The following is an 18,541-nucleotide window of genomic DNA, read 5'->3' on the forward strand; positions in this document are numbered from 1 at the left end:
ACGACCCCACCCGAATCCTATGTCCGTCTGCCCCCCCCCCCCCTCCCCCCCCCCTCCCCCCCCCCCCCCCCCCCCCCCCCCCCCCCCCCCCCCCCCCCCCCCCCCCCCCCCCCGGCCGGGCGCTCAGGCCCAGGCGAGGTGCTCGCGGTTGTGGGCGAGCAGCCGATCCGTGAGGCGGTCGGCGAGGTCGATCTGGCCGACCAGCGGGTGGGCGAGCAGGGCGTCGAAGACCCGGTCGCGGCCGCCGTGCAGCGCGGCGTCCAGCGCGAGGTGCTCGTACGAGGTGACGGCGGCGATCAGTCCGGCGAACAGCGGTTCGACCGGTCGCTGCGGCAGCGGCCGCACCCCGGCGGCGTCCACCTCGGCCGGGACCTCGATGACGGCGTCGTCCGGCAGGAAGGGCAGCACCCCGTCGTTGCGGGTGTTGACCACCTGGACGGAGGTCCCGCCGCCGGTGCCCAGCAGCGCGGCGATCAGCTGGACGGCCGCCTCCGAGTAGAACGCCCCGCCGCGCTTCCCGAGCAGCTCGGGCTTGGTGTCGAGGGCCGGGTCGGCGTACAGCTCCAGCAGCTGCCGCTCGATCTCGGCGACCTGCGCGGCCCGCGAGCCCTGCGCCTTGAGCTCCTCGACCACCGCGTCGTGCTGGTAGAAGTACCGCAGGTAGTACGACGGCACGACGCCGAGCCGCCGCACGAAGGCCTGCGGCAGGTGGAGGTCGTCGGCGATCTCCTTGCCGAAGTCGCGCAGCAGCGCGGGCAGCACCTCGCGTCCGTTCGCCGAACCGGGGGCGTCGAGCAGGGTGACTCCGCGTTCCCAGGTCAGGTGGTTGAGCCCGACGTGGTCCAGTCGGACGAGTTCCGGGTCGACGCCCAGGTGGGCGGCGAACTTGCGCTGGAAGCCGATCGCGACGTTGCACAGCCCGACGGCCTTGTGGCCGGCGGTCCGCAGGGCCCGGGTGACGATGCCGACGGGGTTGGTGAAGTCGACGATCCAGGCGTCCGGGCTGGTCCGGCGGACCTGCTCGGCGATGTCCAGCACCACCGGGACGGTGCGCAGTGCCTTGGCGAGCCCGCCGGCGCCGGTGGTCTCCTGGCCGACGCAGCCGCACTCCAGCGGCCAGGTCTCGTCCTGGTTGCGGGCCGCCTGCCCGCCGACGCGCAGCTGGAGCAGGACGGCGTGGGCGTCGGCGACTCCGGCCGCCAGGTCGGTCGTAGTGGTGACCGTGGCGGGGTGGCCCTGCTTGGCGAAGATCCGCCGGGCCAGGGCGCCGATCAGCTCCAGCCGCTCGGCGGCCGGGTCGATCAGCACCAGCTCGCCGATCGGCAGGCTGTCGCGCAGCCGGGCGAAGCCGTCGATCAGCTCCGGGGTGTAGGTGGAACCACCGCCGACGATGGCCAGCTTGAGCGAGGAGCCGGCCGGCTCGGGCGAGGAGGCGGCGGACGAGAGTGTGGCGGACATCAGCCCTTGACCCCTGTCAGTGTCACGCCTTCGATGAAGGCCTTCTGGGCGAAGAAGAACAGGACGATCACCGGCGCCATCACCAGCAGGGTGGCGGCCATGGTGAGGTTCCAGTTGGTGTGGTGGGCGGCCTTGAACGACTCGAGGCCGTAACTGAGCGTCCAGGCCTCGTGGTTGTTGCTGGCGTAGATCTGCGGGCCGAAGTAGTCGTTCCAGCAGTAGAAGAACTGGAACAGGGCGACGGCGGCGATGGCCGGCTTGGCCATCGGCAGGACCACCCGCAGCAGGGTGCGCAGGTCGCCGCAGCCGTCGATCCGGGCGGCCTCGATGTACTCCTTGGGGATGGTCGTCAGGAACTGGCGCAACAGGAAGATCGAGAAGGCGTCGCCGAAGGCCATCGGGATGATCAGCGGCCACAGCGAGCCGCCCAGGCCCATCTGCTTGGCCCAGAACAGGTACATCGGGATGACAGTGACCTGCGGCGGCAGCATCATCATCGCGATCACCGCCATCAGGGCCAGGTTGCGGCCGCGGAAGCGGAACTTGGCGAGCGCGTAGGCGACGGGCAGGCTGGAGACGACGGTCAGCAGGGTGCCGGCCCCGGCGTACAGCAGGGTGTTGCGCCACCAGCCGAGGAAGCCGGGGGTGTTCCAGACCTTGCCGTAGTTGCCCCACTCCCAGTGGGTGGGCCAGTAGTCGGTGGTGAGCGCCTGCTGGTCGTCCATCACCGAGGTGAGGAAGACGAAGACGAAGGGCAGCAGGAAGAACAGCGCGGCGGCGATCGCCAGCGAGTGCACGGCCACCCAGGTGAGCGCGGCGCGGCGCCGGGCGGCCCGGGCGGCGGGGCCGCCGGCCCGGGAGGCGCCGGTCGGGGCTGGTGCCCCGGTGAGCGTGGAGCTGAGAGTCATGGTGGGGTCCTCAGGGGTCCGCTAGTCGTCGCTCGCCATGAAGCCGGAGCGGCGGCGGAGCAGGATCGAGGTGACGGCCATCGAGATGGCGAACAGCACCAGGGCGACGACGCAGGCCGCGCCGTAGTTGAAGCGCTGGAAGCCGAGGTTGTAGACCATCTGCGGCAGGGTCCAGGTGGAGCCCTGCGGGAAGCCGGGCTCGAACTGCTGGCCGGAGTTGCCCGCGATGCCGCTGGCGACCTTCCCGGCGACGATCGCCTGGGTGTAGTACTGCATGGTCTGGATGACGCCGGTGACCACCGCGAACATGATGATCGGCGAGATATTCGGCAGCGTGACGTACCGGAACCTCTGGAGCGGGCCCGCGCCGTCCAGTTCGGCCGCCTCGTACTGCTCCTTGGGGACGTCCAGCAGCGAGGCCATGAAGATGACCATCAGGTCGCCGACGCCCCACATGGCGAGCATGGTGAGCGCGGGCTTGGACCAGTCCGGGTCGGCGAACCAGCCGGGCTGCGGCAGGCCGAGCTCGCCGAGCAGGTGGTTGACCGGGCCGGTCCCGGGGTTGAGCAGGAAGGCGAACGCGACGGTGGCGGCCACCGGCGGGGCCAGGTACGGCAGGTAGAACACCGTGCGGAAGAAGCCGACGCCGGTCTTGACCTTGGTGATCAGCAGTCCGACGCCGAGGCCGAAGGCGACCCGCAGGGTCACCATGACGACCACCAGCCACAGGGTGTTGCGCAGGCCCTGCCAGAAGGTCGGCAGCTGGTCGAGGACGTAGTCCCAGTTCTGGAGCCCGTCGAAGACGGGCGCGCCGAAGCCGTTGTACCGGGTGAAGGAGAAGTAGACCGTCGAGACCAGCGGGTACACGAAGAAGACGCTGAACCCGATCAGCCAGGGCGAGAGGAAGGCGAGGGTGCGGGCCGCCTCCCGGCGGTGCTTCCGGCGCAGCAGGCGCTGCGTGGAGGTCGCCGCCGGGTCGGCCGGCCCGGTGCCCCGGGAGCCGCCGCCCTCGGAGGCGCCGCCGTCGGGGGCGCCTCCCTTGCGGGTGCCGAACGCGAGTGACATGGGAGCTCCGTGGACCGTTCCCGCCGCCTACTTGGCCTGGGCGATGTCGGTGTCGATCTGCTTCGCCGTGGCGGCCAGACCGGCCTTGAGGTCGGGCTGCTTGCCGGACTCGTAGTCGTAGCCGAGGTTCTGCAGCGAGACGATGTAGCCGCCGCCGTTGACGCTGGCCGGGGTGGTGCCCGAGTCGGGGTTCTTGGCGACGTCCAGGAAGGTCTTGAAGGTGGGGTCGCTCACCAGCTTCGGCGAGTTGAGCGCGTCGAAGGTGCTCGGCACGTTGTGGATCGCGTTGGCGAAGTCGACCACGGCGTCGGTGTCGGTGGTCAGGTACTTGACCAGCTCCCAGGCGGCGGCCTGCTTCTTGCTGGTGCCGGCGATGCCGACGATGGTGCCGGTCTGGTAGCCGCGGCCGTAGGTGGCGGCCTGGTCGTCCGGCACCGGGAAGGGCGCGGTGGCCCAGTCGAAGTCGGGCTTGTTCTCGGCGAGCGAGGCGGTGCGCCACTCACCGTCGATGGCCATCGCGACCTGGCCGGTGTGGAAGGGGTTCTTGGCGCTGAACTCCTCGCCGAAGGTGGCCCGGTACTTGTCCAGCTTGGCGTAGCCGCCGAGCTGGTCGACCATGCCCTTCTGCCAGTCGAGCATGGCGGCGACCTTCGGGTCGGAGGCGATGTTCGACTTGCCGTCGGCGCCGAAGTAGGTGGCGCCGTACTGGCCGAGGAAGTGCTCGGTGGTGGACTCGTACCCGTGGTACAGCGGCATGAAGCCGAGCTGCTTGTACGAGTCGCCGTCGGCGATGGTCAACTTCTTGGCGTCGTCGGCGAATTCGCTGAAGGTCCGGGGCGGGGCGGTGATGCCGGCGGCGGCGAAGGCCTTCTTGTTGTAGTACAGGCCGTAGGCGTCGCCGAGCAGCGGCAGCGAGCACTGGTCGCCCTGGAACCGCGTGTAGTCGAGCATCGCGGCCGGGAAGGTCTTGGCCGGGTCGATGCCGCTCTTCTGCAGCAGCGGCTTGAGGTCGATGAAGGCCTTGGTCGAGCAGAACATGCCGACGTTGTTGGTGGTGAAGGAGGAGACCACGTCCGGCGCGTCGTCGCCGCCGGCCCGCAGGGCCTGGTTGACCTTGTCGTCCGCGATGTTGCCCACGGTCTTGACGTGGATGTTGGGGTGGGCCTTCTCGAAGGCGGCGATGTTGGCGTCGATCGCCTTCACCTCGTTGTCCTGGCTCCAGCCGTGCCAGAAGGTGATGGTGACGTCCTTGCCGGAGGCCGAGTCGTCGGAGCCGCCCGCGCCGTTGGAACCGGTGCAGGCGGTGGCGAGCAGGGCGAGCACGGCGCTGCCGGTGACGACGGCGATCGTGCGGCGGCCTCTGCGGGAGGTGGTGGCATGCACTTCGGGGTCCTCCTGGTGGTGCGCGGGCAGGCGTCATCGCCTCGGGTCCCGCGTAGGGGGTAGGGGAGAGGTGGGTGCGGGGAGCGGGCGGGGCAGGTCAGTGGGTGGAGGTCAGTGGGTGGAGAAGACCGCCTCGCGGGCATCGGCGAGGGCGCGTTGCAGGGCCCCGTGCAGCACGGGTGAGCCGGGCAGGGCGCCGCTGCGCACTTCCGGACGGGCGAGGCAGATCCGGGCCAGTTCCTCCTCGACGAGCGCGCGGAGCCGTTCGCCGCCCGCGCTCGGCACCGGTCCGGAGAGGACCACCAGCTGGGGATCGACCACGGCGACGATCACGGCCAGCCCGACGGCGAGCCGCCCGGCCAGTTCGCCGAGGAAGGCGTCGCCGGCCCCCGGGGTGGCCAGGGCCTTGGCGATGGACTCCTCGGCGCTGGGCGCGCCGAGGCCGTGCTCCCGGGCCAGCACCCGCACGGCGGGTGCGCCGACCAGGGCCTGGAAGCCGCCGAACTTGCGCCGCCGGGCGTCCCACTCGACCGGCGAGCCGGGCACCGGCATGTAGCCGACCTCGCCGGCGCCGCCCGTGAAGCCGCGGTGCAGCCGCCCGGCGATCACCACCGCCGCGCCGGTGCCCGACCCGGCCCAGAGCAGCACGAAGTCCTCGAAGCCCGCGGCCGCGCCGGTGGCCTGTTCGGCCACGGCGGCCAGATTGACGTCGTTCTCGATCGACACCGGTGCGCCGATCGCCTCGGACAGTTCCTCGACCAGCCGCGGCGAGTGCCAGCCGGGCAGGTGGGAGGCGTAGCGCAGCTTGCCGGTGACCGGGTCGGGGGCGCCGCCGACACCGATCGCCACGGTGCGCAGGCTCCCCTCGGCGAGTCCGGCGGCCCGGACCGCCTCGGCGACGGCGGCGGCGACCGCGGCGACGGTCCCGGCGGCCGGCACGCCCCTGGTGGAGACGGTGTGCTCGGCCAGTGTGGTGCCGGTGATGTCCGCGACCGCGACGCTGATCCCGCTGTTGGTGACGTCCAGTCCGGCCGCGTAGCCGGCGGCCGGATTCACCTGGTACAGCTGCGCGTTGGGGCCCGGCCCGCCCTCGGTGGTGCCGACCGGCACGACCAGCCCGGCCGCCTCCAGCCGGGCCAGCAACTGGGAGGCGGTGGGCTTGGACAGCCCGGTCAGGGTGCCGATCCGGGTGCGGGAGAGCGGGCCGTTCGCCAGCAGGAGCTCGAGGGCGGCGCGGTCGTTGATGGCGCGCAGCAGGCTGGGGGTGCCGGCGAGGGGGGCCTTGGCGGTGCTGTTGGTCATGACCGGGATCCTCCCCTTCCGGCTGGCTGACGTGAAGCGGTGCGAAGCGGTGTGAGCTGACCTGACGCGACCTGACCTGGACGGACGTGAAGCGGCGTGGACCGACGTGAAGCGAAGGGAAGCCGGGTGAAGCGACGTGAACTGTTAGGAAACTTTCCATTCGCTTGAGCAGGACCGTACGGTCCCCGTCAGCAGGGTGTCAATGGGCCGTGGAACGGAGGATGCCGAAGCGTTACCGGGCAGCGAAAAGCCCCGCCCCCCGAGGGGCGGGGCTTCGTCGGCCGGGTCGCGGCAGCCCTACGGCTTCGCGCCCGTCGGGTCGTCCGCCGGCTTCGGCAGCGCCACCGGCTCGCTCGTCACCCGGGAGTGCGGCGAGGCCGGATCGGCCGGCGCCGACGGCGGCGCGGGCTCCGCCGCGCTGATCGCCACCCCGGTGGCCACCGCCGCGGCCTCCTCCTTGACCTTGATCCCGGCCCGGTCGAAGGCCGCCTTCAACCGCTGGCGCAGCGCCCGGGAGACCGTCGCCGCCTTGCCCGGGGCAGTCCGCGCCTCGACGCGCAGCACCACCGAGTCCGCCGCCACCGACTCCACGCCCAGGATCGACACCGGGGCCCAGACCAGCTCGTCGTACGGCGCCTCCTTGGCCAGCGACTCCGCCGTCTCCAGGATCAGGTCCTCGACCCGCTGCAGGTCCTCCTTGTACCCGACCTGCACGTCCACCGAGGCGGTCGCCCAGCCCTGGCTCATGTTGGCGATCCGCTTCACCTCGCCGTTGCGGATGTACCAGATCTCGCCGTTCGCCCCGCGCAGCTTGGTCACCCGCAGCCCGACCTCCAGCACCGTGCCGGTGGCCACCCCGGTGTCGATCTCGTCGCCGACGCCGTACTGGTCCTCCATGATCATGAAGACCCCGGAGAGGAAGTCCGTCACCAGGTTGCGGGCGCCGAAACCGATCGCCACACCGGCCACACCGGCACTCGCCAGCAGCGGTGCCAGGTTCATCCCGAGCGCGGACAGCACCATCAGCGCCGCCGTGCCCAGGATCGTGAAGGAGGCCACGCTGCGCAGCACCGAGCCGATCGCCTCCGAGCGCTGCTGGCGCCGCTCGGGGTTCACCACGCCCGTGTTGGCCAGCAGCCCGCCGAGGCGGCTCTCCTCCCGGTTCTCGTGGCTGCGCGCCATCCGCGCTATCAACTGGGTGATCAGCTTGTTCACCACGGTCCGCAGGACCAGCGCCAGCACGATGATCAGGATGATCTGCAGGGCGCCCGCCAGCCAGCTCTGCCAGTGGGTGTCGAACCAGCTGGCCGCCTGCTTGGTGGTGTCGCTGACCTCCTGCGCGCTGGTGGGGATGCGCAGGTCCAGTTGCGGCAGGCCGGGAGCGGTGGGTGAGGGGTCCGGCGTCGGGGTGGAGAGCGTCGGGGACGCGTCGGTCGGACCGGTGGCGCCGGAGCGGAGCACGTGCGGGACCTTCCTGGCTCGGGGACGTGACGAGGTCCGCGCCGCCGCGAGCGGCCCGCGGACCGTGCGCCTCAGCCTAGCCGCTACCGAACACCCGCCCGGACACGCCGAAGGGCGCACGGACGCCCCGGACGCCCCGTCAACGCCCCGGTGCGCTCCCCCGGAGCTCCGCCCCCACCGCCACTCCCGGCTCACCCAGTACCATCCCGCACCACCCGGAACAGCCCCCGAACGGCCCACAAGGCGCCACCGTACGGGCCCGGACGCTGCTCCGACCGGCCGAGCCGTCCCCCCGGCGGGACACCCGCACGGCCCCCTCCGGACCGGGGTGCAACCCGACCCTCCGCAGGGCATACGGGGTATGACAGGGGCCACACCCCTAGTTCACGTCAGGTCCGTTACACAGGAGTGGTGGCGCCGTACGAAGGCGTAAGGCGACACTGGGGGAGATCGCGCACTCGTTGTGCGATCCAACCGCTCGTCCCGGCGCGAGCCACGCGCCGCAGGCGTCCAAGGAGGCATCCGTGCCGCATGTCCTGGTCCTCAACGCGTCCTACGAGCCACTCGGCGTCGTATCGATGCGCCGCGCACTCATCCTCGTCCTCAACCACAAGGCGGTCAGCCTGGAGGACTCGGAAGTCACTCTGCACAGCGCCACCAGCGCCCTTCCGGCGCCGTCCGTCGTCCGTCTGACCCGCTTCGTCCGGGTCCCCTTCTGCGGGCCCGTCCCGCTCACCCGCCGGGCGCTGTTCGCCCGGGACCACGGTCGCTGCGTCTACTGCGGGGCCGCCGCCACCAGCGTCGACCACGTCATCCCGCGCAGCCGGGGCGGCCAGCACCGGTGGGATAACGTGGTGGCAGCCTGCCGCCGCTGCAACCACACCAAGGCCGACCGCCACCTCACCGAACTCGGCTGGCGGATGAAGCGCCCGCCCGCACCGCCCAGCGGCCTCGCCTGGCGGATCATCGGCACGGGCATCAAGGACCCGCGCTGGCGGCCCTACCTGGAGCCGTACGGCGCTGCGGACCAGCTGCGCGCCCCGCAGTGGGGCGAGTACGAACACCACGACCATACCGAGCCGAACCACACCGTCCCGATCGGCCGGGCGCACGGCGCCCACTCCACCCCCGCCCGCCGCGGCGAGCAGCCCGAACCGCTCTCCGCCTGACCACCGCACCACAAGGGCCCGCCCGTCACACCGTCGGTACGCGCCTCATGGGCCGCCGCGCCCCCCACACTGGGGAGCCCGGCGGCCCGCCGCGTTCCCGGAGCCCTCTCCTGGGGTTTGTCCGGCCCGCCCGGGTCACCAGGCCCGCCGGGCCCGCCCGGCCGCCCGGCTCACCGGGCCCGCCCGCAGCGCTCCGGAGCCGGGCCGCTACTGCTTCGGCGCCGCCGCGGGAGGCGTCGCGGGCGCCGTCCCCGGCTGGCCCGGGCCCGGCTGGCCGGGCTGGGCCGGCGGTGCGACCGGCGGCTGCGGCGGGGCGGCCGGCCCGGTGACGGCGTACAGCTCGACGCCGTACAGCGAGTAGCCGAACTTGGTGGCTCGGGCCACGCCCTGCACCCGCACGAACCGGACGCCCGGCGCGTCGAACCGCACCGTCTCGTCCCCGCCCTTGCCGATGTCCACCGTCGCCGCGTCCGTCCAGGTGCTGCCGTCCGGCGAGACCTGGATCCGGTAGGAGGAGGCGTACGCGGACTGCCAGTGCAGCACCGCCGCGCCCAGGTGAGCGGTCTGCGGCAGCTCAAGCTGCACCCAGGCGTCGTCCTTGGCCGGCGAGGACCAGCGGGTCTTCGGGTCCCCGTCGGCGACCGCCGCGGCCGGGAAGGCCGGCGTCTCGTCGCCCGAGGAGGTCGCCGTCGCGCCGACCGCGAGGTCCGGCCCGCCGGTCGGCGGCACCACGTGCACCTGCAGCACCTGCCTGACGGTGGTGCCGCCCGCCACGAAGGACACCGGCACCTGGTACGTCCCGGACGGCGTCCCCGGCGCGGCGGTGACCAGCAGCGGCACGCCCACCCGGCCGCCGCGCGGCACGGCGACCGCCCCGGCCGGGGTCACGGTCAGGCCCTTGGCCGCGGCCGGCACCTCGGTGCGCAGCTCACCGGTGGTGCCCTCGGGGCGGCCGGCCTCCACGGTGGCCTGGGTCCTGGCCGGCGAGGCCGCACCGGTGACGACGTCCAGCGCCGGGTCGGCCAGGCTGAGCCGGGCCGCCGGGACGTCCGCGTACCAGGGGATCACCTGGTTGACGACCGGCGGGTCACCGCCGGGCTTCCAGGTCAGCCGGAACGCGTCGGCCGGCTGCCCGCCGGCCGGCAGCTCGTTGTAGCCGGGCTGCACGGTGCCGATGTCCGTCCAGGTGCCGTCCGAGCGGCGCACCGCGACGGTGGCGACGGCGTGCACGTTCGGGTCGGTCAGCACGGTGAGCCGGTCCAGCGGACGGGCGCTGCCGAGCTCCACGGTGAGCGGCTCGTCCTGGGCGGTCGGTGCCTTGGCCGCGCGGTACGCGGTGTCCGGGTTGCCGTCCAGCACGGCCGCGGCCGAGGAGCCGGGCAGCGCGTCGGGCCCGCCGGAGACGCTGGCCGGGGCCTCGTCCGGGGCGGTGACGGTGAACTCGCGCACCGCGACGGCGGTCTTCTGGGCGGCGGTGGCCCGCAGCCGCACCGCCCGCACCACGGTGCCGGACGGCAGCTGGGCGCTGACCGTCTTCTGGTTCCTCACCACGGCGAGCTGCTTCCAGCCGCCCTCGCCGGTGCTGTACTCCAGCACTCCGTCGCGGATGTAGTCGTCCACGGCGGTCCGGGCGTCGGGGCCGTCGCCCCAGCCGCCCATGAGCACGGTGACGCCGTTGATCGGCCGGCCGGCGCCGAGGTCCACGCCGACCGAGTCGCCGGGCTGCGGGGGAGCGGAGCTCCAGTAGAACGTGTCGGCCTGGCCGTCGGTCATCAGCGCCGGCAGGTGGTCCTGCGCGGTGCCCATGCTGCTGGTCGCGGTGATGCCGCCGCTGACCACGCCGGACCAGTTGTCGGCGGCGCGCACCGCGCGCTCCAGGAACGGGACGAGCACCCCCGCACCGATGGTCGCCGGGGACTGCCCGAGCTGGGCGCGCAGCCCGTTCAGCTGCACCCGGGCCTTCCACGCCGCCGCACCGTCGCCGCCCTTCTGGGCCAGCAGCATGTCCAGCGCGGCCTGCCCGGCCAGCCCGTAGTCCCGCAGCGGGCCCAGCCAGGGGCCGGCCTCGGCGGCCAGCTGGGCGGTGGCCTGGGTGCCGGACAGGGTCTGCCGGGCGGTGGCCATCGCGGCGAAGGCGTCCCGCAGCGGGGCGGCCGCCTCGATCAGCTTGGCGAGGTCCGGCGTGGCCCCCGAGGTGGGCTCGGCGGCCGCCCAGAACCGGTCCAGCAGCGGCGCCAGGTAGCCGGACTCCTGCTTGGACAGGGGCGAGGAGGTGCTGTTGCCGGCCAGTGCGGTGACGGCGGCCAGCGCCGACCCGGCGGGCGTGGCGGCGCCGCCGGTCGGGCCGGCCAGCGAGCGCACCGCGGCCTGCCAGGAGTCCTCGGGCTTGTAACCGGCGGGGTTCCAGGCGAAGTCGCCGGCCGTCGCCAGCGCTATCCGGGAGGCGACCGGCTGCTGCATCGCACCGGTCAGCAGCACCGCCGAGCGGGTGGCGACCTCCGGCTCGCGGCCGGTGTACGCGCCGAGGAACAGCCGGTCCGGGCTGGCGTCGTTGACCGGGTAGTTGTCCATGGTGAGCAGCGGGTGCCCGTACAGGCTGCCGGTGTCGGAGGTCTGGGCGCCGGTGATCTTCTCCGGGATCACCCCGCCGCCGCTCCAGGCCACCTGCACCCCGGCCGGCAGCGCGTCGGCCAGCGCCTTGCGGTACGGCGTGGCGCCCTGCTTGTACAGCTCGGTCGGCACGATCGACAGCGGCGCCAGGCCCGGATTCCGGGCGATCAGCCGGTCCTGCACCTTCCTGACCAGCTCGGCCTGCGCCTTGGCGGCCGCGGCCGGGCCGCTGCCGTAGGTGTCGTGGTCGTCGTCGCAGTGCCACTCGTCGTAGCTGACGTCCAGGAACTGCAGCTGGAAGGCGGTGAAACCGAGCTTGCGCAGCCCGTCCAACTTCGCGACCAGCGCGTTGACGTCCTTGTCGGAGCTGAAGCACAGCGACTGCCCCGGGTCGATCGCGTAGCCCAGGGTGACGTGGTTCTGCCGGGCCCGGTCGCCCAGCTCGCGCAGCTCCGACTGCTGGGCGGCGGGGTAGGCGTCGCGCCAGCGGGACAGCCGGTACGGGTCGTCACCGGGCGCGTAGAGGTAGAAGTTCTGCTTGGAGCGGCCCAGGAAGTCGACCTGGTCGAGCCGCTGCTGCGCGGTCCACGGAGTGCCGTAGAAGGCCTCCGCCGTGCCGCGCACCGCCGCCCCGCTCGGCCAGTCCCGCACCGCGATCCCGGGCAGCCCCAGCCCCGCCGCGCCCGGCCCCTGGCCCTGCTCGGCCGGTACGGCGGCGAGCAACTGGCGCAGGCTCTGCGCGGCGTAGAAGGTGCCGGCCGGGTCCACCCCCGCCAGCACCACCGCGCCGTACGTCCCGCCGCCCTGGGCGGGCAGCTGACCTGCCGACAGCACGTAACCGCCGGCCGGCATGCCCGCCGGCGAGGGCGCGGAGCCGTCCTTGCCACCGGCCGCGGCCGCCAGCAGGCGCAGCGTCCGGTCCACCTCGCCCCCGGCGTCCTCCGCGGGCCCGCCGACGTACACCACCAGCGACCCGGCGGCCGGCGTCCCGCCGTCCGGCTGCGGAACCACCGAGGTGGCACCGGCGACGGCCAGCACCTCCCGCACGGCGTCCACCGCGCCCCGGTCCACCTTCGGCGCGGGCACCAGCGTCACCTCGGCCGGCACCGTCACCGCCCTGCCCGCCACGGTCTGCTCCTGCGGCCGGGGGAACACCTGCGGGTTCGTCACACTGCCCAGCGGCGTCTGCGGCGCCGTGCTCACCACCTCCGGCCCGGGCGTCGCCGCGTACGCCGACGGCAAGGGCCCGGCCAACAGCCCGCCGACCACGGCCGCCGCCGCGACCCCGGCCGCGATCTGCATCGCCCGCCGCCCCGGCCGCCCCGCCGCACGCTCCGCCCGCACCGACGCCAACAGCGGCTCGGTCCCCTTCAGATCGGCGATCAGCCGGTCCGCCGTCCGCGGCGCCAACTGACGACACGTCCGCGCCGTCGCCCGCCGCGCACCCAACGCCGCCGGATGCTGCAGCACCTCCCGCAACGCCGGACTCTGCTCCAACTGCTGCCGCAGCCGCCGCCCGGCCACAACGGACACACGGGCTTGCACAGAAGCCTCCTCAACAGGCCAGGACCACGACGCGAGCAACCCCACCAGCTACCCAACCCGGTGTCAACGCCATCGACGGCTATGCCGACTATGCCCGCTTTCATCCCCCACCCGGCCCTGCCCCGACGACTCGCGGAACCGCGACACGCTGCGGCGATGTTCCCGCCCGCCCGAACCGGTGTGAAGGCGGCGCACACCCGACACCTCCCGTGCGCACCGAATCCACAGCGGAGTCCGGCCGCGGACACGGTCCGGACGTGACGCGAGCTCAGGTTACGTGTCGCGCTGGGTGATCGTGGTGTCACCCGGGTAGGACTGTGGCTGTCCTACCCGGGTGTTGCCGAGACATCGCAGGAGCCGCGAGTGGCCGCGTACCACGACAGTGACGGAGCCGAGCAGGTACCAGCGCAGGACGCGCCGCCACCGCCGGTCGAACTGGTGGCGCTGGCGCAGGCGTACGGGGTGGACACCCGCCATCCGGGGCCCGGTGGGCAGGCGGTGGGGGCACGGACGTTGGTCGCGGTGCTGGGGGCGCTGGGGGTGGCGGCGGGGACGCCCGAGGAGGTGCGGGAGGCGCTGGAGCGTCACCGGGCCGAGCAGCGGGCAAGGTTGCTGCCGCCGTGCGTGGTGGTGCGGCAGGGGCGGCGTACGGCGCTGGACGTGCCGGCCGGTGCCGTCCTGCGGGTGGAGCTGGAGGGCGGCGGGAGTTGGGAGCTGCCGCGCGGCCACTCGCACTGGCTGCCCGCGGACCTGCCGCTCGGGCGGCACGTGCTCAAGGCGGAGTGCCACGGGAGAGCGGCCGAGGCGCCGCTGATCGTCGCCCCCGAGCGACTGCCCCAACTTCCGGGCCGCAGCTGGGGCTTCCTCGCCCAGCTGTACTCCGTGCTGTCGGACCGCTCCTGGGGCATGGGCGACCTCGGTGACCTCGCCGAACTCGCCCAGTGGGCGGGCGCCGGCCTCGGGGCGGGGTTCGTGCAGATCAACCCGCTGCACCAGGCCCTGCCCGGTGCCCCCGGCGTCCCCACCGACCCGTCCCCGTACCGCCCGTCCTCCCGCCGCTTCGCCGATCCGGTGCACCTGCGGATCGAGGCCGTCCCCGAGTACGCGTACCTGGACACCGAACAGCGGGCACGGGCCGACGACCTCACCCGCCGCGCCGCCCGGCTGCGCGAGGAGGTGCTCGGCCACGACGGCCTGATCGACCGCGACGCCGTCTGGGCGCTCAAGCGGGAGGCCCTGGAGCTGCTGCACGAGGTGCCGCGCGGCCCGGGCCGTCAGGCCGCCTACGAGGCGTACCTGCGGCGCGAGGGCGAGTGGCTGCGCCGGCACGCGCTGTGGAGCGCCCTGGCCGAGGTGCACGGCCCGGACTGGCACCACTGGCCGAAGGGCCTGCGTCACCCGGACGGCCCACACGTCGAGCAGGCTGCGAAGGAACACCAGGAGGCAGTCGAGTTCCACCGCTGGCTGGCCTGGCTGGTCGACCAGCAGCTCGCCCACGCCCAGCGCAGCGCCCGCGAGGCGGGCATGCCGGTCGGTCTGGTCCACGACCTGGCGGTCGGCGTCCACCCCGACGGCGCGGACGCCTGGGCGTTGCAGGACGTGCTGGCCGGCGGCATCTCGGTCGGCGCCCCGCCGGACGCCTTCAACGCCCACGGCCAGGACTGGGGCCTGCCGCCCTGGCGTCCGGACGCGCTGGCGAAGGCCGGCTACGCCCCGTACGCGGAGCTGCTGCGCGCGACGACCCGGCACGCGGGCGCCCTGCGCATCGACCACGTGATGGGCCTGTTCCGGCTCTGGTGGGTCCCGGCCGGCCACCCGCCCACCGAGGGCGCCTACGTGCGCTACGACGCCGAGGCGATGCTCGGCGTGCTGGCCCTGGAGGCGCACCGGGCCGGGACGGCGGTGATCGGCGAGGACCTGGGGACGGTCGAGCCGGGGGTGCGGGAGGAGCTGGCGGCGCGAGGCGTCCTCGGCACCTCCGTGCTCTGGTTCGAGCGGGACTGGAGCTCCGGCGGCGGCATCCTGCCCCCGGACCGTTGGCGGGCAGCCTGCCTGGCCACCCTCACCACCCACGACCTGCCGAGCACGGCGGCCCGGCTCTCCGGCGAGCACGTCGAACTGCGGCACCGGCTCGGCCTGCTGGCCCGGCCGCTGGGCGAGGAGCAGGAGGAGGCGGCGACCGAGCTGGCGGACTGGCGGGCCGAGCTGGCCCGACTGGGGCTGCTCCCCGAGGACGAGCCGCTGTCGATGCCGGTGCTGTACCGCTTCCTTCGGGCGACCCCGGCGGAGCTGGTCGGGGTGTGGCTGCCGGACCTGGTCGCCGACCCGCGCCCGCAGAACCTGCCCGGCACCTGGGACCAGTACCCGAACTGGCGCCTCCCGGTCGCCGACGACGCCGGGGTCCCGGTCACCCTCGACCGCCTGGCCGCCGTCCCGGCCGCCCGGCTGCTGGCCCACCTCCTCGCCCTACCCACTCCCACTCCCACTCCCGCTCCGCGCAGCCCGTCAGCCCCGCAGGACCCCACCCCATGAGCGCGAGCGAGCCCCCGACGGACCGGAAGGCCGACCCCGACGCGCGCCCTCCCATAAGCGGCGGGTAAGTTGGAAACGTGGACAAGAGGAACGCTTTGCGAGCCGGCGCGGTCTCCGCAACGGTCACGCTGATGATGCTGCTGTCGTCGCCCGCCATGGCCTTCACCAGGGACGACGGCGATGACCCCGGTTCCGGCCTGAGCGTGGGCCAGACCCTCGGCCTGTACGTGTTCCTCCCGCTCGTCGCCTTCGCGGTGATCGCCGGCCTGGCCGGCCTGCCGTACGGCAAGGGCAAGAAGAAGTAACCCGCGCGCGAAGCGTCCACCAGGACCCGTACGGCCCGCAGGACCCGCGCCGCCCGCAGAACTCGCGCGATCCGTACGGACCCGTACGCCCCGCCGGGCTCGCGCGACCCGCAGCACCCCGAAGGGGCGCCGGACGGATGATCCCCGTCCGGCGCCCCTTCGGGTTTTCCCGACGCCCGGTCAGCGCCCCCCGGCCGCCCGGTCCACCGCCTGGGCCTTGAGCGCGCGCTCGACCCCGGCCCGCGCCTCGACCACCTGGCGCCGCAGCGCCGGGGCCGGCTCGGCCTCGGCCAGCCAGGCGTCGGTGGCCGCGAGCGTCGCCTCGGACACCTGCAGCGCCGGGTACAGCCCGCCGATGATCTGCTGCGAGATCTCGTGGCTGCGGGTCTCCCAGACGCCCTTGACCGCGGCGAAGTACTTCTCCGTGTACGGCGCCAGCAGCTCCCGCTGGTCCGACTGCTGGAAGCCGGCGATCACGGCCTCCTGGACGTAGTTGGTCAGCTTGTCCGACTCCACCACCGCCGCCCAGGCCTCCGCCTTGGCCTCGGCGGTCGGCCGGGCGGCACAGCAGGTGGCCGCGTGCTCCTGGCCGGCCGCGGTGTTGTCGCGCTCCAGCTCGGCGGCGACGGCGGCCTCGTCCGCCCGGCCGGTGGCCGAGAGCCGGGTCAGCAGCGTCCAGCGCAGCTCGGTGTCCACCGCCAGGCCCTTGATCTCCACCGAGCCGTCCAGCAGCCCGGCGAGCAGCGCGAGCTGCCCGTCGGTGCGGGCGACGGAGGCGAGGGTGCGGGCCCAGGCCAGCTGGTGGTCGCTGCCGGGCTCCGCGGCGCGCAGGTGCTCCTCGGCGGCGGCGGCCCAGCGGGCGAGACCCGCCTCGCGCCAGTCCGGATCGGCGTAGGCGTCCAGGGCGAGCTTGACCTGGCGCTGGACGGACTGCACCACGCCGATGTCGCTCTCCCGCCCGATGCCGGACAGCGCCAGCGACAGGTAGTCGCGGGCGGCCAGTTCGCCGTCGCGGGTCATGTCCCAGGCGGAGGCCCAGCACAGCGCGCGCGGCAGCGACTCGGTGAAGCCGCCGAGGTGCTCGGTGACGACGGCCATCGAGTCCTCGTCCAGCCGGATCTTGGCGTACGAGAGGTCGTCGTCGTTGAGCAGCACGACGGCCGGCCGGTGCCGTCCGACCAGCTCCGGCACCTCGGTGCGCGGGCCGTCGACGTCCAGCTCGATCCGGTCGGTGCGCACCAGAGCGCCGTCCGCCAGCTCGTACAGGCCGATGGCGATCCGGTGCGGCCGCAGCACGGCCTCGCCCTTGGCGCCGGCCGGCAGCGCGGGCGCCTCCTGCAGCACCGCGAACGACTCGATCTCACCGTCCGTGTTCAGCATGATGGACGGCCGCAGCACGTTGATGCCGGCGGTCTCCAGCCAGGACTTGGACCAGGCCTTGAGGTCGCGCCCGCTGGCCTCCTCCAGCGCCCCGAGCAGGTCGCTCAGCCGCGTGTTGCCCCAGGCGTGACGCTTGAAGTACGCCTGCACGCCCTGGAAGAAGGCGTCCTGGCCGACGTACGCCACCAGCTGCTTGAGCACCGATGCGCCCTTGGCGTAGGTGATGCCGTCGAAGTTGACCTGGACGTCCTCCAGGTCGTTGATGTCCGCCATGATCGGGTGGGTGGACGGCAGTTGGTCCTGCCGGTAGGCCCAGGTCTTCATCTGGTTGGCGAACGTGGTCCAGGAGTGCGGCCACCGCGAGCCGGGCGCCTCGGCCTGGCAGACGGCCTCGGCGAAGGTGGCGAAGGACTCGTTCAGCCAGAGGTCGTTCCACCACTCCATGGTGACGAGGTCGCCGAACCACATGTGCGCCAGCTCGTGCAGGATCGTCGCGGCGCGCGCCTCATACGCGGCGTCGGTGACCTTGGAGCGGAACACGTACTGGTCACGGAAGGTGACGGCGCCCGCGTTCTCCATCGCGCCGGCGTTGAACTCCGGGACGAAGAGCTGGTCGTACTTGGCGAAGGGGTACGGGTAGTCGAACTTCTCCTGGAAGTAGTCGAATCCCTGCTTGGTGACGGCGAAGATCGCCTCGGCGTCCAGGAACTCGCGCAGCGACGGGCGGCAGTAGACGCCCAGCGGCACGCGCTGCTCGCCGTTCTCGTAGGTGTCGAAGACGCCCACGTACGGGCCGGCGATGAGCGCCGTGATGTAGGTGGAGATCCGGCCGGTGGGCTCGAACTTCCAGACCCGGGTGTCGCCTTCGCCGACCGGCTCCGGGGTCGGCGAGTTGGAGACCACGACCCAGCCGGTGGGGGCGGTCACGGTGAAGGCGAAGGTGGCCTTCAGGTCGGGCTGTTCGAAGCTGGCGAAAACCCGGCGGGCGTCCGGCACCTCGAACTGGGTGTACAGGTAGGTCTCTCCGTCGACCGGGTCGACGAACAGGTGCAGGCCCTCACCGGTGTTGGTGTAGGCGCAGTCGGCGACGACGCGCAGCTCGTTCTCGGCGGCCAGGTTCGGCAGCGGGATGCGGCTGTCGGCGAAGCTGCCGGGGTCGAGCGGGGCGCCGTTGAGGGTGATCTCCTCGACGCTCGGGGCGACGAGGTCGATGAAGCTGTCCGCGCAGGGCGTGGTGGCGGTGAACCGGACCACCGTGGTGGACCGGAAGGTGCCACCCTCGCGGGGCGAGCTGAGGTCGAGCTCGATGTCGTACGCGTCCACCCGGAGGAGGTCGGCCCGGGCGCGGGCCTCCTCGCGGGTCAGGTTGGTGCCGGGCACTCGCTGCACTCCTTTGTCAGGCTGATGGACGGAATCCTCGCAT

General features: G+C 73.3%; 12 protein-coding genes. 4 read left to right on the plus strand and 8 right to left on the minus strand.

Annotated elements, in window-relative coordinates; genetic code table 11:
* Positions 1 to 123: 123 nt before the first annotated feature.
* The 6 genes from ACZ4WV_RS26325 to ACZ4WV_RS26350 form a co-directional block, all read right to left on the minus strand.
* A complete protein-coding gene (locus ACZ4WV_RS26325) occupies positions 124 to 1,458 on the minus strand; it encodes a 6-phospho-beta-glucosidase (protein ID WP_465750814.1) in 1,335 nt (444 codons plus the stop codon).
* The gene (locus ACZ4WV_RS26330; RefSeq protein ID WP_465750816.1) at positions 1,458 to 2,366 is read right to left on the minus strand and encodes a carbohydrate ABC transporter permease; all 909 of its coding nucleotides are present in this window, start codon (positions 2,364 to 2,366) and stop codon (positions 1,458 to 1,460) included. The genes ACZ4WV_RS26325 and ACZ4WV_RS26330 overlap by 1 nt, the downstream gene beginning before the upstream one ends.
* Before the next feature lie 21 nt (positions 2,367 to 2,387).
* On the minus strand, positions 2,388 to 3,431 hold the full coding sequence (locus tag ACZ4WV_RS26335) for a carbohydrate ABC transporter permease (RefSeq protein WP_465750818.1): 1,044 nt from the start codon (positions 3,429 to 3,431) through the stop codon (positions 2,388 to 2,390).
* 27 nt (positions 3,432 to 3,458) lie between these two features.
* A complete protein-coding gene (locus tag ACZ4WV_RS26340; RefSeq protein WP_465750820.1) occupies positions 3,459 to 4,814 on the minus strand; it encodes an ABC transporter substrate-binding protein in 1,356 nt (451 codons plus the stop codon).
* 111 nt (positions 4,815 to 4,925) lie between these two features.
* Positions 4,926 to 6,116 (minus strand): ROK family transcriptional regulator, encoded by a 1,191-nt coding sequence (locus ACZ4WV_RS26345; protein ID WP_465750822.1) that lies wholly within the window; start codon positions 6,114 to 6,116, stop codon positions 4,926 to 4,928.
* 297 nt (positions 6,117 to 6,413) lie between these two features.
* On the minus strand, positions 6,414 to 7,577 hold the full coding sequence (locus ACZ4WV_RS26350) for a mechanosensitive ion channel family protein (protein WP_465750824.1): 1,164 nt from the start codon (positions 7,575 to 7,577) through the stop codon (positions 6,414 to 6,416).
* 524 nt (positions 7,578 to 8,101) lie between these two features.
* Between ACZ4WV_RS26350 and ACZ4WV_RS26355 the strand changes: the two genes are divergently transcribed.
* Positions 8,102 to 8,746: an HNH endonuclease gene (locus tag ACZ4WV_RS26355; protein WP_465750826.1), complete on the plus strand. Its 645-nt coding sequence runs from the start codon at positions 8,102 to 8,104 to the stop codon at positions 8,744 to 8,746.
* A 207-nt stretch (positions 8,747 to 8,953) separates the two neighbouring features.
* Here the strand turns inward: ACZ4WV_RS26355 and ACZ4WV_RS26360 are convergent, their stop codons facing one another.
* A complete protein-coding gene (locus ACZ4WV_RS26360) occupies positions 8,954 to 12,559 on the minus strand; it encodes a beta-N-acetylglucosaminidase domain-containing protein (protein WP_465750828.1) in 3,606 nt (1,201 codons plus the stop codon).
* On the opposite strand from ACZ4WV_RS26360, the gene ACZ4WV_RS26365 reads away from it, so the two are divergent.
* From ACZ4WV_RS26365 to ACZ4WV_RS26375, 3 genes are all read left to right on the plus strand, one after another.
* Entirely contained in the window at positions 12,552 to 12,770 is a 219-nt protein-coding gene (locus ACZ4WV_RS26365; protein ID WP_465750830.1) for a hypothetical protein, read from the plus strand. The two genes, ACZ4WV_RS26360 and ACZ4WV_RS26365, sit on opposite strands and share 8 nt — an antisense overlap.
* Positions 12,771 to 13,264: 494 nt before the next feature.
* Entirely contained in the window at positions 13,265 to 15,433 is a 2,169-nt protein-coding gene (gene malQ / locus ACZ4WV_RS26370) for a 4-alpha-glucanotransferase (protein WP_465750831.1), read from the plus strand.
* A gap of 77 nt (positions 15,434 to 15,510) precedes the next feature.
* The gene (locus tag ACZ4WV_RS26375; RefSeq protein WP_030238515.1) at positions 15,511 to 15,738 is read left to right on the plus strand and encodes a hypothetical protein; all 228 of its coding nucleotides are present in this window, start codon (positions 15,511 to 15,513) and stop codon (positions 15,736 to 15,738) included.
* 180 nt (positions 15,739 to 15,918) lie between these two features.
* On the opposite strand, the gene pepN is transcribed toward ACZ4WV_RS26375, so the two are convergent.
* Positions 15,919 to 18,498, minus strand: a complete 2,580-nt coding sequence (gene pepN, locus ACZ4WV_RS26380; protein WP_465750833.1) for an aminopeptidase N — start codon at positions 18,496 to 18,498, stop codon at positions 15,919 to 15,921.
* Between the last annotated feature and the right edge of the window lie 43 nt (positions 18,499 to 18,541).

The sequence above is a fragment of the Kitasatospora sp. NPDC029312 genome, assembly GCF_055569215.1.